Below are 14,832 nucleotides of genomic sequence, written 5' to 3'. Positions count from 1 at the left end.
GGGACCGCCGTACCAGGACCGTCCTCCTGGTACGGCGCCCCCCGAGACCGGCCCCGGCAGTGTTCCCCCGCCTGCCGGGGCCTTCCCGTGTCCGGCTACGCCTTCGGCAGCACCGGCCCCAGCAGCGAGGACACCGCGGCCGTCGGCAGCTCGCCGACCGAGGACCCGCGGGTCAGGCTGCCGGTGACCATGTCCGTGCCGACCGCGGGGAAGTCCGCGACCTGCGTGGCCACCCCGTTGTCGAGCGGGTCCACTCCGGTGTTGGCGAGCGGGTTGACCTTGAGATGGGAGACCGGGTTCGCGACCCCGGCCAGCGCGGCCGGGACGTCGAGCTCACCGGCCTGCGCCCCGCCGGCGGCCATCGCCAGGGCCGCACCGGCCATGGAGAGGGTCAGCCCGGCGGAGCGGAGCCGCTTCGGCGATGGGTCGGAAGCTGCGTGACGTGCCATGGTTCCCGCCTGTGGTCGTAGTCGCGTGCGCACACAGAGTAGTCGAGGCGGCTTCCCGGATTCCAACCCGCCATGTGAGACGGGTCGCAGGGGCTGTCGGCAGTGTGTCGATACGCCCGGTCATGCCTCACACTGGTCTCCCGTGAGCTGTTCATCTCCCCTTCCCACACGCGTCGTACTGCTGACCGGGCCCTCGGGCTCCGGCAAGTCCTCGCTGGCCGCCCGTTCGGGCCTGCCGGTGCTGCGCCTGGACGACTTCTACAAGGAGGGCGACGACCCGACCCTGCCCCTGGTCGAAGGCAGCTCCGACATCGACTGGGACTCCCCGCGCTCGTGGGACGCCGACGTCGCCGTCGCGGCCGTCGCCGAACTGTGCCGCACCGGCCGCACCGAGGTCCCGGTCTACGACATCGCGACCAGCTCCCGCACCGGCGCCGAGACCCTGGACATCTCCCGCACCCCGCTGTTCATCGCGGAGGGCATCTTCGCCGCCGACATCGCCGCACGCTGCCAGGAACTCGGCCTCCTCGCCGACGCGATCTGCCTGCGCGGCCGGCCCTCCACCACCTTCCGCCGCCGCCTCGCCCGCGACCTGCGCGAAGGCCGCAAGTCCCTGCCGTTCCTGCTGCGCAGGGGCTGGCGCCTGATGCGCGCCGAGCGCGGCATCGTGGCCCGGCACACCGCCCTCGGCGCCCACGCCTGCGGCCCCGACGAGGCACTCGGCCGCCTCGCCGCAGCCGCCGCCGGCCGCCACCGCGCACCGAGCGCCGCCGCACAGGCCGCCTGAGCGGCCCCGGCCGCACACATGGAAGCGCGGGACCGATCGGACCCCCGTCCGACCGATCCCGCGCTCTCCCCCCATGGCCGCCGTCCCACCCCCGCAGGACGGCCCCCCGGCCGTTGGTCTCTCAGGCGACGAGCTCCTCGAAGGACTCCGCCTCGTCGGCGCCGAAGCTCAGCGCCTCGTCCTCGCGCAGCCGCCGCAGCGAGCGCCAGATGCTGGACTTCACCGTGCCGACGCTGATCCCGAGGATCTCCGCGATCTCCGGGTCCGTACGGCCCTCGTAGTAGCGCAGCACCAGCATCGTGCGCTGCGGCTCCGGGATCCGGGCCAGCGCCTGCCACAGCACCGCACGCAGCTCCGTACCGCGCATCGCGTCCGTGTCGGAGGCCGTCTCCGGCAGCTCCTCCGTCGGGTACTCGTTCAGCTTGCGCCGGCGCCAGGCACTGATGTGCAGGTTCGTCATGGTCCGCCGCAGGTAGCCGCCGACCGCCGCCTTGTCACTGATCCGGTCCCAGGCGCGGTACGTCGAGAACAGCGCACTCTGCAGCAGGTCCTCGGCCTCGTGCCGGTCACCGGTCAGGTGGAAGGCCGTCGCGTACAGGGCGGCACGCCGCTCCTGGACGTACGCCGTGAACTCCGCCTCGGACGTCGAGGACGGGGTGCGCTGCGCGGGAACCGCCTCGTACTTCTGAGCGTCAATGGCTACGACGTGCGCCGGCCGGGGACGGGCGACCGCCACCGATCGGACACCCGCCCGGCGGTTCACATCGTGCAGCCGCGTGACAACCGCGCTGGTCGTGGTGCTGTGCAGCGTGTTCATCTCGCGCCCCCCGTCGTGGAGTGTGTCTGCTTCGGACCGTTGTGCTCGGTGCGTTGACAGAAGCCTGCCCGGCCGACTTAACCGGGGTGTCCGTCGACTGTCACAGCACTGTCACAGCGCCTCCGCGCAGATCACGTCCTCCCGACGGTCGAACTCCCGACGGCCGATGGGACAGAATGAGCCCGTGCCTTTCCTGTTGCTGATCGAGGACGACGACGCCATCCGCACGGCCCTCGAACTCTCCCTGTCACGCCAGGGCCACCGTGTGGTCACCGCGGCGACGGGCGAGGACGGCCTGAAACTGCTGCGCGAGCAGCGGCCGGACCTGATCGTGCTGGACGTCATGCTGCCCGGGATCGACGGCTTCGAGGTGTGCCGGCGGATCCGCCGCACCGACCAGCTGCCGATCATCCTGCTCACCGCGCGCAGCGACGACATCGACGTGGTCGTCGGGCTGGAGTCCGGTGCCGACGACTACGTGGTCAAGCCCGTCCAGGGGCGGGTCCTCGACGCCCGCATCCGGGCCGTGCTGCGCCGTGGCGAGCGCGAGTCCAGCGACTCCGCGAGCTTCGGCTCCCTCGTCATCGACCGCGCCGCCATGACGGTCACCAAGAACGGCGAGGACCTCCAGCTCACCCCGACCGAGCTGCGCCTGCTGCTGGAGCTCAGCCGCAGGCCCGGACAGGCACTGTCACGCCAGCAACTGCTGCGCCTCGTCTGGGAACACGACTACCTCGGCGACTCGCGGCTCGTCGACGCGTGCGTGCAGAGGCTGCGCGCCAAGGTCGAGGACGTACCGTCCTCGCCCACCCTGATCCGCACGGTCCGGGGCGTCGGATACCGCCTGGACTCCCCGCAGTGATCCGCGCGCTGCTCGCGGGCCGGCGCTGGACCAGCCTGCGGCTGCGGCTCCTCATCGTCTTCGCGCTGGTCGCACTCACCGCCGCGGTCTCCGCCTCCGGGATCGCGTACTGGCTCAACCGCGAGGCGGTCCTCACCCGCACCCAGGACGCCGCCCTCGGCGACTTCCGGCGGGAGATGCAGGACCGGGCCGCCGCCCTGCCCGCCGACCCCACGGCCGACGAGCTCCAGCGCACCGCGGAACTCATGGCGGGCAAGAGCCCCGGCTACAGCGTGCTGCTGGTCGACGAGACCAAGGACCACCGCCAGGTGACCGGCTCCGCGGGCTCCGACTCCTTCGGGCTGGAGGACGTACCGAAGTCGCTCCAGCACGCGGTGAACGACCGTCAGAAGACCACCTCGGCCAACGACGCCGAGTACCACATGTACTGGCAGCGCACGAAGCCCAACGGCAACCCCTACCTGGTCGGCGGGACGCGGGTCGTGGGCGGCGGGCCGACCGGCTACATGTACAAGTCGCTCGCGCAGGAACGCGACGACCTCAACGCGCTCGGCTGGTCCCTCACGATCGCGACGATCGTCGCCCTGCTCGGCTCGGCGCTGCTCGCGCAGGCCGCGGCCAGGACCGTGCTCAAGCCCGTACAGCGCCTCGGCGACGCGGCGCGACGGCTCGGCGAGGGCGAACTCGACACCCGGCTCGACGTGCGCGGCACGGACGAACTCGCCGACCTCTCCCACACCTTCAACAAGACGGCGGAGGCGCTGGAGAAGAAGGTCGCCGACATGAGCGCGCGGGAGGAGGCGAGCAGGCGCTTCGTCGCGGACATGTCCCACGAACTGCGGACGCCGCTGACCGCGTTGACCGCCGTCGCCGAGGTGCTGGAGGAGGAGGTCGACGACCTCGACCCCATGATCGCGCCGGCGGTGGCGCTGGTCGTCAGCGAGACGCGCCGTCTCAACGACCTGGTGGAGAACCTGATGGAGGTCACCCGCTTCGACGCGGGAACGGCCAAGCTGGTACTGGACGACGTCAACGTCGCCGACCAGGTCACGGCCTGCATCGACGCCCGGGCCTGGCTCGACGCGGTCGAACTCGACGCGGGACGCGACATCGTGGCGCGCCTCGACCCGCGCCGCCTCGACGTCATCCTGGCCAACCTCATCGGCAACGCGCTCAAGCACGGCGGCTCGCCGGTGCGGGTGTCGGTGTCGGTGGAGGAGGAGTGGCTGGTCATCGCGGTCCAGGACAACGGCCCGGGCATCCCAGAGGAGGTCCTGCCGCACGTCTTCGACCGCTTCTACAAGGCGAGCGCGTCCCGCCCCAAGTCGGACGGCAGCGGTCTCGGCCTGTCCATCGCCATGGAGAACGCGCACATTCACGGCGGCGACATCACCGCCGCCAACGTGGCCGGGGGAGGCGCGCTGTTCACGCTGCGGCTGCCCATGGACGTGGGGAAGGTACTGGCGGGTGAGCAGGATGCGTAGGGCGCTGCCGGTGGCTTCGGCCGTGCTCGCCGCCGTGACGCTGTCGGGATGCGGGATCCGGGCGACGACCGTGCCCGTGGACGTCGGCCCGGCGCCCTCCCGGGTGTCCTGCGACACCCCGGCGCAGCCGAGCGCGCAGGGCGGGGCGCAGGGCTTCCGGGCCACGGTGGAACTGGTCTGCGGATCGCAGCTCGTCGGAGTGGAACGGGTCGTGGCGGTGCCGGAGAAGCGCGGAGCGCTGAAGGACCAGGTGTCGATCATCGCGCAGGCGCTGCTGGAGGCGCTGGAGAAGCCGCTGTCCGCGCAGGAACGGGACGCCGGCTTCACGACCGGTGTCCCGGACCAGCTGACGGCCACCGTCCCGAGGGCCGGGGACCCGGCGGGCACGGTACGGCTGAGCCGCAAGCCGGAGGACCTCCCGCCGGTGGCGCTGTCGCAGCTGGTGTGCACGCTGGCGGGCAACGAGACGGTCTCGGCGGGCCCGGGCCGGCCGGTCACCCTGGGCGGCCCGGACGCGGACCCGCCCCGCACGTGGGAATGCACGGACGCCGTCCGCTCCCGCCCGGAGTCGGTCCCGACGCTGGGCGAAATCGCCCGCACGCCCGCCACGGCGGGGTGAGGGGCGGGGGCGGCGGGGGCCGGGGCGTCGTACGCCGCGCAGGGGGCGGGCCGCCATGTGCGGGCCCGCCCGTAGCGCGGCCCGCCCATCACCCCCTCGACCCCGCGCCCCGGATCGGCGCCTGCCCACCCACCCCCCGGTGCGGGGTGGTGGTCCGGCGGCCCTCACCGGGCCGGAGGCGAACAGCCGACCGGCACCGGGCGACGGCGGTGCCCCGGCCGGTCGGGAGCGAGGAAGGGTTGGGGGTTTCCCGTCAGTCCCATAGTCCTTCCGCGTCGGGCCGTCCTGTCAAGGGCGCTCCCTGCGGTCGCGTCGCTTCGCGATCGCCTGCGGCGACCCTTGACAGGCCGTCCCGCCACGGAAAGACAAGGACTGCCGGGAAACCCCCAAAAGAACGGGCCGGGCGGAACAACTCATAAGCGGCCCGGCCAGCGATGCGCGAGGCGGTCCAGGGGGGGCGCGGCCCCTCGGGCCGCCTGTTCGCCCTGCGGGCCGGGCAGACGGCCGGCACCCCTCCCCACCTCGACCACAAGAGCCTGACCGGCAGGAAGGGCGCACCAGATCGCTACGCGCTCCTCATTTCTCAGCGTCTGGCCCCCGTCCGGGGCTGATCTCGCCCCAGATCGCTACGCGCTCCTCCTTGACGGCGTCCACGGTCGTCTTGGGCCGGACATAGGCCGCCCCAGATCGCTACGCGCTTCTCGACGACGGCGTCCGGCCCCCGTCTGGGGCTGAGGGGGACGAGGGGGACGCAAGAGGAGGCAAAAGGGGCCCGGGAAGGGGGCAGCAGGGAGGAACCTCGGCCTGGCCGAGCTGAATCCGCCACAGGGCGAGGCCGTCACCGCAAACCCATCCCCATATCGCCTCAATTGGGGCATTTCGATGGGTCTTTCCGTGCACTCGGGTGTCTGACCCGAGTACACCTCGGTCTGGCCGCTGTTTGGGGCGTTTTCCACCCAAGGCTGCTCGCAGGCGCCGTCATTGAGGGCCTGAAGGGGCCTTTTGCGGCCTATGTCCGGCCCCAGGCGGTCGTCGGACGCCGTCGAAGAGGAGCGCGTAGCGATCTGGGGCGTGACCAGCCCCGGACGGGGGTCAGACGCCGAGACGTGAGGAGCGCGTAGCGATTTGACGCGCCCTTCCTGCCGGTCAGGCTCTTGTGGCCGAGGTGGGGAGGGGTCTCGGCCGTCTGCCCGGCCCCGAGGCCCGGACAGACGGCCCGAGGGGGAGCGCGCCCCCACCTCGACCGCCTCGCGCATCTCTGGCTGGGCCGCTTATGGCCTCTTCCGCCCGGCCCGTTCTTTTGGGGGTTTCCCGACAGTCCTTGTCTTTCCGTGGCGGGACGGCCTGTCAAGGGTGGAGCGCAGCGACATCGCGAAGCGACGCGACGAAGGAGCGCCCTTGACAGGCCGGCCCGACGCGGAAGGACGATGGGACTGACGGGAAACCCCCAACCCTTCCTCGCTGCCGACCGGGCGGGGCACCGCCGTCGCCCGGTGCCGGTCGGCTGTTCGCCTCCGGCCCGGTGAGGGCCGCCGGGCCACCACCCCGCACCGGGGGGTGGGTGGGCAGGCGCCGATCCGGGGCGCGGGGTCGAGGGGGTGATGGGCGGGCCGCGCGATGGGCGGCGTACGCCCGCCCCCCGCCGACGCCCCCCGCCGACGCCCCCCACGCCAACGGCCCCCCGAGTCCGAAGGCTCAGGGGGCCGCTGTTGGGGCTTGCGGGCAGGGTCAGATGCCCGCTGCTGCCGCCAGGTCCTTCTTGATGGCGTCCAGGACTTCCTGGCCGCGGGTGCGGGACGGGGCGAGGTCGGAGGCCTCGGCCACCGGGACGACCACCTCCAGGTAGCACTTCAGCTTCGGCTCCGTGCCCGACGGGCGGACGATCACGCGGGCCTTGTAGTCGCCCTCGAGGTAGTAACGCAGGCCGTCGGTCGGCGGAAGGGCCGGCGAGCCGACCGCGAGGTCCTCCGCCGAGACGACCCGCAGGCCCGCCAGGGACGTCGGCGGCTCGGCGCGCAGGGCCGCCATCGCCGAGGCGATGACCGACAGGTCCGAGACGCGGACCGAGAGCTGGTCGGTGGCGTGCAGGCCGTGGGCCATGGCCAGGTCGTCCAGCAGGTCGGTCAGGGTGCGGCCCTGCTCCTTGAGCTCCGAGGCCAGCTCGGCGACGAGCAGCGCGGCCGTGATGCCGTCCTTGTCGCGGACCCCCTCGGGGTCCACGCAGTAGCCGAGGGCCTCCTCGTAGCCGTAGCGCAGGCCCTCCACGCGGGAGATCCACTTGAAGCCCGTGAGGGTCTCCTCGTACGGCAGGCCCGCGGCCTCCGCGATACGGCCGAGCAGGGAGGAGGAGACGATCGACTCCGCGAACGTGCCCTGCGCGCCCTTGTGGACCAGGTGGGACGCCAGGAGCGCGCCGACCTCGTCGCCGCGCAGCATGCGCCAGCCGCCGTTGTCCGGGACGGCCACCGCGCAGCGGTCGGCGTCCGGGTCGTTGGCGATCACGATGTCCGGGCCGACCTCTGCGGCCTTCGCAAAGGCCAGGTCCATCGCGCCCGGTTCCTCCGGGTTGGGGAAGGCGACGGTGGGGAAGGCAGGGTCGGGCTCGGCCTGCTCGGCCACGAGGACCGGGTCGGGGAAGCCGGCGCGGGCGAAGGCCGCGAGGACGACCTCCTTGCCGACGCCGTGCATGGCCGTGTAGACGGTCCGCACGCCCCGGGGGGAGCCGGGGGTCAGGACGGCGTCCGTGCGGGCCAGGTAGGCCTCCAGGACCTCTTCGTCGAGCTGCAGCCAGCCGTCCTTGGGGCGGTCGACCGAGTCGAGCGTCGTCACGCGGGCGATGTGGCCCGCGATCTCGGCGTCCGCGGGGGAGACGATCTGAGAGCCGTCGCCGAGGTAGACCTTGTAGCCGTTGTCCCGGGGCGGGTTGTGGCTCGCGGTGACCTCGACGCCGGCGACGGCGCCCAGGTGCCTTATGGCGTACGCGAGGACGGGCGTCGGCAGCGGGCGGGGCAGGATGGCCGCACGCAGCCCGGCGCCGGTCATCACGGCCGCGGTGTCGCGCGCGAAGTCCTCGGACTTGTAGCGGGCGTCGTAGCCGACGACGACGAGGCCGCCGTCGTGGCCCTGTGCCTTCAGGTAGGCCGCGAGGCCCGCCGCGGCCCGGATGACCACCGAGCGGTTCATCCGCATCGGACCCGCGCCGATCTCACCGCGCAGCCCGGCCGTGCCGAACTGCAGGGTGCCGGAGAACCGGTCCGCGAGCTCCGCGGTGTCGCCCGCCTCGATGAGCGCGGCGAGTTCGGCCGCGGTCTCCGGGTCCGGGTCCTCCGCCAGCCAGGCCTGGGCCCGGGTGATCAGGTCGTCCTGTTCCTGCACTGCTTCCGCCTTACCTCTCGTGACCTTCCGTGGTCTGCCTCGTACGTCGACCAGTCGATCAGATGCGGGCGAGGACCTGCGTGAGGAGCGTGCCCATGCGGGCGGCCGAGTCGCGGCCGGCCTGGAGGACCTCTTCGTGGTTCAGCGGCTCGCCGGACAGGCCCGCCGCCAGGTTGGTGACCAGGGAGATGCCGAGCACCTCGGCGCCGGCCTCACGGGCGGCGATGGCCTCCAGCACGGTGGACATGCCGACCAGGTCGGCGCCCATGACGCGGATCATGTTGATCTCGGCCGGGGTCTCGTAGTGCGGGCCGGGGAACTGGACGTAGACGCCCTCTTCGAGGGTCTCGTCGATCTCCTTGCACATCGCGCGCAGGCGCGGCGAGTAGAGGTCGGTGAGGTCCACGAAGTTCGCGCCGACGATCGGCGAGGTGGCCGTGAGGTTCAGGTGGTCGCTGATCAGGACCGGCTGGCCGGGCTTCATGCCCTCGCGCAGGCCGCCGCAGCCGTTGGTCAGGACGACGGTCTTGCAGCCGGCCGCGACGGCCGTGCGGACGCCGTGGGCGACGGCGGCGACGCCGCGGCCCTCGTAGTAGTGGGTCCGGCCGAGGAAGAGCAGCGCGCGCTTGTCGCCGATCTTGTACGAGCGGATCTTGCCGCCGTGGCCCTCGACGGCGGGCGGCGGGAAGCCGGGCAGCTCGGTGACCGGGAATTCGGCCTCGGGCGCGCCCAGGGCCTCGGCGGCGGGGGCCCAGCCGGAGCCCATGACGAGGGCGACATCGTGGGATTCGACGCCGGTGAGCTCGCTCAGGCGGGCGGCGGCGGCGTCGGCGGCGGCGAAGGGGTCGGTAACAGATGCGTTCACGCTGACGAGCGTAGCCGCTTCCGGCCTACGCGCGTAGATGGCACAGCTCACGGTGTTCGGATCGTTGCCTTGTCGTTTCCGCCGAATCGTCCCCGGGTGGCCCTGCGTGCCTGGTCAGGAGGGGGGAGGCGCGGGCAGGGGCGTCAGCAGGGGCGCTTGCGGAGTTCCATCACGTAGTCGTGGGGGGCGCCCGCGGACTCGGCCGCGTCGGCGATCTCGCCCAGGTAGCGGGCGGAGGGCAGTCCGCCCTCGTACCCGTTGAGGACGTAGCACCAGGCGGCCTCCTCGCCGTCCAGTGTGTGGACGCGGATGCGCATGCGGCGGTAGATGTCGAGGCCGACACCCTCCCAGCGGTCCATCGAGTCCTCGTCCAGCGGGGCGATGTCGTACAGGGCCACGAAGACCTGCTGGCGCGGCGCCTCCACGATCGTGGCGAGTGCGCCCTCCCAGCCCATCTGCTCGCCGCCGAAGGTCAGCCGCCAGCCGTTGATCCAGCCCGTGCCGCGCAGCGGCGAATGCGGGGCGCGGCGCGTCATCAGCCGCGGGTCGAGGTTGCCGGCGTACGCGGCGTAGAGCGACATGAGTCCGAGGGTACGGGAGGGGCGCCGGTGGACGCGTTCCGGCTGCCGTCCCGGCGGGGTACCGCTGCCCGGGCCCGTCGCGGCGCGGGGGTACCCCGGATGGAGTCCCGGAGAGGGACCGGGCGCGAAGCACCTTGATGCGTGCGGGACAATGGAGCACGGAATGCATCCCCCGGGGAGACCCCCCGGAACACCGGCCGGGGCGGCAGCCGGCCGGGTAGACGTGAGGCGGACTTTTCGTGACCCGGATCGTGATCATCGGCGGCGGACCCGGCGGGTATGAGGCAGCCCTGGTGGGCGCCCAACTCGGTGCGGAGGTGACCGTCGTGGACTGCGACGGTCTGGGAGGGGCGTCGGTCCTGACCGACTGCGTGCCCTCCAAGACGCTCATCGCGACCGCCGAGGTCATGACGACCTTCGACTCGTCGTACGAGGAGCTCGGCATCGTCGTCGCGGACGACACCCCGCCGCTGGAGCAGGCCGCGCGGGTCGTCGGCGTCGACCTCGGCAAGGTGAACCGGCGCGTCAAGCGCCTCGCGCTCGCCCAGTCCCACGACATCACCGCCTCCGTCACCCGGGCCGGCGCCCGCGTCATCCGCGGCCGCGGCAAGCTCGGCGGCCCGCAGGGCATCGACGGCACGCGGGACGTCATCGTCACCGCCGCCGACGGCACCGAGACGATCCTGACCGCCGACGCCGTACTGATCGCGACCGGCGGCACCCCGCGCGAGATCCCCGACGCGATGCCCGACGGGGAGCGCATCCTGAACTGGACCCAGGTCTACGACCTGGAGGAGCTCCCCGAGGAGCTCATCGTGGTCGGTTCCGGCGTCACCGGCGCCGAGTTCGCCGGTGCGTACCAGGCCCTCGGCTCCCGGGTGACCCTGGTGTCCTCGCGCGACCGGGTGCTGCCGGGCGAGGACCCCGACGCGGCCGCCGTGCTGGAGGACGTCTTCCGCCGCCGCGGCATGAACGTCGTCGGACGCTCCCGCGCCGAGTCCGCCAAGCGGGTGGGCGACCGCGTCGAGGTCACCCTCTCGGACGGCCGCGTGCTGACCGGCACGCACTGCCTGATGGCCGTCGGCGCGATCCCGAACACCAAGGACATGAACCTGGAGGAGTCCGGGGTCCGGCTCAAGGAGTCCGGTCACATCTGGACCGACAAGGTGTCCCGCACCTCCTCGCCCGGCGTGTACGCGGCGGGCGACGTGACCGGCATCTTCGCGCTGGCCTCCGTCGCCGCCATGCAGGGCCGCATCGCGATGTACCACTTCCTCGGCGACGCGGTGGCCCCGCTGAACCTGAAGACGGTCTCCTCGAACGTCTTCACCGACCCCGAGATCGCCACCGTCGGCTACACGCAGGCGGACGTGGACGCCGGCAAGATCGACGCCCGGGTCGTCAAGCTCCCGCTGCTGCGCAACCCGCGCGCGAAGATGCAGGGCATCCGGGACGGCTTCGTGAAGCTGTTCTGCCGTCCGGGCACCGGGATCGTGGTGGGCGGCGTGGTCGTCTCGCCGCGCGCCAGCGAGCTGATCCACCCGATCTCGATCGCGGTCGACAACAACCTGACGGTCGAGCAGATCGCAAACGCGTTCACGGTGTACCCCTCGTTGTCGGGGTCGATCGCCGAGGTGGCCCGCCAGCTGCACACGCGGAAGGCCGCCGGGGAGGCCTGATTCGCCTCCAACCACCGCACACCACAGGGAAGTTGAGGGCGGGGCGCAGTGGCGTGGCCGGACGTTCACCCAAGTCTCGGGCTGCGTATACCACTAGTCGCCCCGCCATATGGACAACTTCGGTATTCCGGCGCAAGGAGCTGAAACCAGACGGTCGTTGGGGTTACTGTCAGTTTCGTGTTCGCTGCAGAACGTCGCCAATTGATCCTCGAAATGGTGCGGGCCAACGGAGCGGTGTCGCTCCGGGAGCTCGCCCGCGTCGTCCAGACCTCCGAAGTGACCGTACGGCGGGACGTGCGGGCACTGGAGGCAGAAGGACTCCTCGACCGCCGGCACGGCGGTGCGGTGCTGCCGGGCGGTTTCACCCGTGAATCCGGCTTCCCGCAAAAGTCCCATCTCGCGACGGCGGAGAAGACCGCCATCGCCGATGTCGCGGCCTCCCTCGTCGAAGAGGGCGAGGCCGTCGTCGTCGGAGCGGGCACCACGACCCAGGAGCTGGCCCGCCGGCTCGCGCGGGTGCCCGGCCTCACCGTCGTGACCAACTCGCTGCTCGTCGCCCAGGCGCTGGCGCACGCCAACCGGGTGGAGGTCGTCATGACCGGCGGCACCCTGCGCGGCTCCAACTACGCGCTGGTCGGCAGTGGTGCGGAACAGTCGCTGCAGGGCCTGCGGGTCTCCCGCGCCTTCCTGTCGGGCAGCGGCCTGACGGCGGAGCGCGGCCTCTCCACCTCCAACATGCTGTCGGCGAGCGTGGACCGCGCGCTGGTCCAGGCGGCGTCGGAGGTGGTGGTCCTCGCGGACCACACCAAGCTGGGCACCGACACCATGTTCCAGACGGTGCCGACGGACGTGATGACCCGCCTGGTGACGGACGAGCCCCCGCCGCACGACGACCGGGCGGCCACGGAACTCCAGGCCCTGGCGGACCAGGGGGTCCAGATCACGGTGGCGGGCGCCTCCGCGGGGGCCCCGGTGGACGGCATGCCGACGCGCCGCCCCCGCCGGGAGTCCCCCCTCCCGGTCCAGCGCCGCGGCGGCCCGACGGCCCAGCTCCGCACGGCGGGCCTGCTCCCGGAACCCCAGCCGGGGACGGAGCGGGCACGGGTGGCGGACATGCGGCGCCGCTAGCCGCGGTGTGACCGGCCCCGGGTCGCGGGTGCGGCCTCGCTGCCGGGGCTCTGCCCCGGACCCCGCGCCTCAATCGCCGCGAGGCGCTGGGCTTGCCCCTGCAGGGCTGGAGCCGGCCGCGTTGCGGCATGTCCCGGCCTCACCGGCGTTTGAGGCGCGGGGGGCGCGGGGCGGAGCCCCCGGAGGGGTGGCGCGCTTGCGTACGGCGGTGTCCGAGCACGGGTGAGGCCCGGCACCCCCGAAGGGGTCCCGGGCCTCACCCGTGGGCCAAGGGCGTCAGTCCTTGATCTCGCAGATCGTCGCGCCCGAGGTGAGGGACGCGCCGACCTCGGCCGTCAGGCCGACGATGGTGCCCGAGCGGTGCGCGTTCAGCGGCTGCTCCATCTTCATGGCTTCGAGTACGACGATCAGCTCGCCCTCCTCGACGCGCTGGCCCTCCTCGACGGCGACCTTGACGATCGTGCCCTGCATCGGGGACGCGAGGGTGTCGCCGGAGGCGGCCGGGCCGGACTTCTTGGCCGCGCGGCGCTTGGGCTTGGCTCCGCCCGCGGCGGCCGTGCGGGCCAGGGTCATGCCCAGGGACGACGGCAGGGAGACCTCGAGGCGCTTGCCGCCGACCTCGACGACCACCGTCTCGCGGCCCGGCTCGTCCTCGGTGTCCTCCGCGGCCGGGGCCGTGAACGCCGGGATCTCGTTGACGAACTCGGTCTCGATCCAGCGGGTGTAGACCGTGAACGGGTTGCCGTCGGTCGGCGCGAACGCGGGGTCGGTGACGACCGCGCGGTGGAACGGGATGGCCGTGGCCATGCCCTCGACCTCGAACTCCGCCAGGGCGCGCGCCGCGCGCTGCAGGGCCTGCTCGCGGGTGGCGCCGGTGACGATCAGCTTCGCGAGCAGGGAGTCCCAGGCGGGGCCGATGACGCTGCCGGACTCCACGCCGGTGTCCAGGCGGACGCCGGGGCCGGTGGGCGGGGAGAACTTGGTGACCGTTCCCGGGGCCGGGAGGAAGCCGCGGCCCGGGTCCTCGCCGTTGATGCGGAACTCGAAGGAGTGACCGCGCAGGACCGGGTCGCCGTAGCCGAGCTCCTCGCCGTCGGCGATGCGGAACATCTCGCGCACCAGGTCGATGCCGGCGACCTCTTCGGTGACGGGGTGCTCGACCTGCAGGCGGGTGTTGACCTCCAGGAAGGAGATCAGGCCGTCCGCGGAGACCAGGAACTCCACCGTGCCGGCGCCGACGTAGCCGGCTTCCTTCAGGATGGCCTTGGAGGCGGCGTACAGCTCGGCGTTCTGAGCGTCGCTCAGGAACGGCGCGGGCGCCTCCTCGACGAGCTTCTGGTGGCGGCGCTGGAGCGAGCAGTCGCGGGTGGAGACGACGACCACGTTGCCGTGGGAGTCGGCCAGGCACTGGGTCTCGACGTGGCGCGGCTTGTCGAGGTAGCGCTCGACGAAGCACTCTCCGCGGCCGAACGCGGCCACCGCCTCGCGGACGGCGGAGTCGTAGAGCTCGGGGATCTCCTCGAGGGTGCGGGCGACCTTCAGGCCGCGTCCGCCGCCGCCGAAGGCGGCCTTGATCGCGATGGGCAGGCCGTGTTCCTTGGCGAACGCCACGACCTCCTCGGCACCCGAGACCGGGTCCGGGGTGCCCGCGACGAGCGGGGCGCCGGCGCGCTGGGCGATGTGGCGGGCGGCGACCTTGTCGCCGAGGTCGCGGATGGCCTGCGGGGGCGGGCCGATCCAGGTCAGGCCCGCGTCGATGACGGCCTGCGCGAAGTCGGCGTTCTCGGACAGGAATCCGTAGCCCGGGTGGATGGCGTCCGCACCGGAGTCGGCGGCGGCCTGCAGGACCTTGGAGATGTCCAGGTAGCTCGCGGCCGGGGTGTCACCGCCCAACGCGAACGCTTCGTCGGCCGCGCGGACGTGCAGAGCGTCCCGGTCCGGATCGGCGTAGACGGCTACGCTCGCGATCCCGGCGTCCCGGCAGGCCCGGGCAACGCGGACAGCGATTTCGCCACGGTTGGCGATGAGCACCTTGCGCACGATGGCTCCCTCCTTGAAACAAGCTGAGTTTAGGGACAGCCCACACGGCCTTTCGACCCTTCCCCAGTGGTGAGCTTGCCCACACAGAGTGTGATGCGAGCAGCGTCCCGCTGGAGAACCCTTGTGGCGCCCCAGGTCAGGGGGAT

Annotated in this window: 12 protein-coding genes; 6 read left to right on the top strand and 6 right to left on the bottom strand. The window is 72.5% G+C overall.

The window, feature by feature from the left end; all coding sequences use genetic code 11:
• Positions 1 to 95: 95 nt before the first annotated feature.
• On the bottom strand, positions 96 to 449 hold the full coding sequence (locus ACZ6Y1_RS23095; protein WP_469632802.1) for a hypothetical protein: 354 nt from the start codon (positions 447 to 449) through the stop codon (positions 96 to 98).
• Here ACZ6Y1_RS23095 and ACZ6Y1_RS23090 point away from each other — a divergent pair.
• The gene (locus ACZ6Y1_RS23090; protein ID WP_469632799.1) at positions 448 to 1,236 is read left to right on the top strand and encodes a uridine kinase family protein; all 789 of its coding nucleotides are present in this window, start codon (positions 448 to 450) and stop codon (positions 1,234 to 1,236) included. The two genes, ACZ6Y1_RS23095 and ACZ6Y1_RS23090, sit on opposite strands and share 2 nt — an antisense overlap.
• Positions 1,237 to 1,357: 121 nt before the next feature.
• Here ACZ6Y1_RS23090 and ACZ6Y1_RS23085 read toward each other — a convergent pair whose 3' ends face one another.
• Positions 1,358 to 2,053, bottom strand: coding sequence for a SigE family RNA polymerase sigma factor (locus ACZ6Y1_RS23085; RefSeq protein WP_469632798.1), 696 nt, complete (start codon positions 2,051 to 2,053; stop codon positions 1,358 to 1,360).
• 184 nt (positions 2,054 to 2,237) lie between these two features.
• Here ACZ6Y1_RS23085 and afsQ1 point away from each other — a divergent pair, with 184 nt between their 5' ends.
• Genes afsQ1 through ACZ6Y1_RS23070 form a run of 3 tightly spaced genes read left to right on the top strand, consistent with a single transcriptional unit; the run spans position 2,238 to position 5,018 of the window.
• Complete coding sequence (gene afsQ1, locus ACZ6Y1_RS23080) at positions 2,238 to 2,915, top strand: two-component system response regulator AfsQ1 (protein ID WP_469632796.1); 678 nt, start codon at positions 2,238 to 2,240, stop codon at positions 2,913 to 2,915.
• Positions 2,912 to 4,399 carry a sensor histidine kinase gene (locus tag ACZ6Y1_RS23075; RefSeq protein WP_469632792.1) on the top strand — a complete coding sequence of 496 codons (1,488 nt, stop codon included), beginning with the start codon at positions 2,912 to 2,914 and terminating at the stop codon, positions 4,397 to 4,399. Before afsQ1 ends, ACZ6Y1_RS23075 begins: the two co-directional genes overlap by 4 nt.
• Positions 4,392 to 5,018, top strand: coding sequence for a hypothetical protein (locus ACZ6Y1_RS23070; RefSeq protein WP_469633120.1), 627 nt, complete (start codon positions 4,392 to 4,394; stop codon positions 5,016 to 5,018). The genes ACZ6Y1_RS23075 and ACZ6Y1_RS23070 overlap by 8 nt, the downstream gene beginning before the upstream one ends.
• Before the next feature lie 1,728 nt (positions 5,019 to 6,746).
• Here ACZ6Y1_RS23070 and ACZ6Y1_RS23065 read toward each other — a convergent pair.
• The 3 genes from ACZ6Y1_RS23065 to ACZ6Y1_RS23055 all read right to left on the bottom strand — a co-directional run bounded on the left by ACZ6Y1_RS23065 (position 6,747) and on the right by ACZ6Y1_RS23055 (position 9,839).
• Complete coding sequence (locus ACZ6Y1_RS23065; protein WP_469632789.1) at positions 6,747 to 8,393, bottom strand: phospho-sugar mutase; 1,647 nt, start codon at positions 8,391 to 8,393, stop codon at positions 6,747 to 6,749.
• 58 nt (positions 8,394 to 8,451) lie between these two features.
• Positions 8,452 to 9,258 (bottom strand): purine-nucleoside phosphorylase, encoded by an 807-nt coding sequence (locus ACZ6Y1_RS23060; protein WP_469632786.1) that lies wholly within the window; start codon positions 9,256 to 9,258, stop codon positions 8,452 to 8,454.
• A 143-nt stretch (positions 9,259 to 9,401) separates the two neighbouring features.
• Positions 9,402 to 9,839 carry a gamma-glutamylcyclotransferase family protein gene (locus ACZ6Y1_RS23055; protein WP_469632783.1) on the bottom strand — a complete coding sequence of 146 codons (438 nt, stop codon included), beginning with the start codon at positions 9,837 to 9,839 and terminating at the stop codon, positions 9,402 to 9,404.
• 239 nt (positions 9,840 to 10,078) lie between these two features.
• On the opposite strand from ACZ6Y1_RS23055, the gene ACZ6Y1_RS23050 reads away from it, so the two are divergent.
• Together ACZ6Y1_RS23050 and ACZ6Y1_RS23045 are read left to right on the top strand one after the other, a co-directional pair.
• Positions 10,079 to 11,518 carry an NAD(P)H-quinone dehydrogenase gene (locus tag ACZ6Y1_RS23050; RefSeq protein WP_376662091.1) on the top strand — a complete coding sequence of 480 codons (1,440 nt, stop codon included), beginning with the start codon at positions 10,079 to 10,081 and terminating at the stop codon, positions 11,516 to 11,518.
• A gap of 177 nt (positions 11,519 to 11,695) precedes the next feature.
• Positions 11,696 to 12,646: a DeoR/GlpR family DNA-binding transcription regulator gene (locus tag ACZ6Y1_RS23045; protein WP_469632780.1), complete on the top strand. Its 951-nt coding sequence runs from the start codon at positions 11,696 to 11,698 to the stop codon at positions 12,644 to 12,646.
• A gap of 276 nt (positions 12,647 to 12,922) precedes the next feature.
• On the opposite strand, the gene ACZ6Y1_RS23040 is transcribed toward ACZ6Y1_RS23045, so the two are convergent.
• Positions 12,923 to 14,686, bottom strand: coding sequence for an acetyl/propionyl/methylcrotonyl-CoA carboxylase subunit alpha (locus ACZ6Y1_RS23040; protein WP_469632777.1), 1,764 nt, complete (start codon positions 14,684 to 14,686; stop codon positions 12,923 to 12,925).
• Between the last annotated feature and the right edge of the window lie 146 nt (positions 14,687 to 14,832).

It is taken from the genome of Streptomyces sp. NPDC053432, from assembly GCF_055585365.1.
The sequence above is the reverse complement of the archived record's forward strand: the minus strand, read 5'-3'. Positions and strand labels throughout refer to the sequence as shown.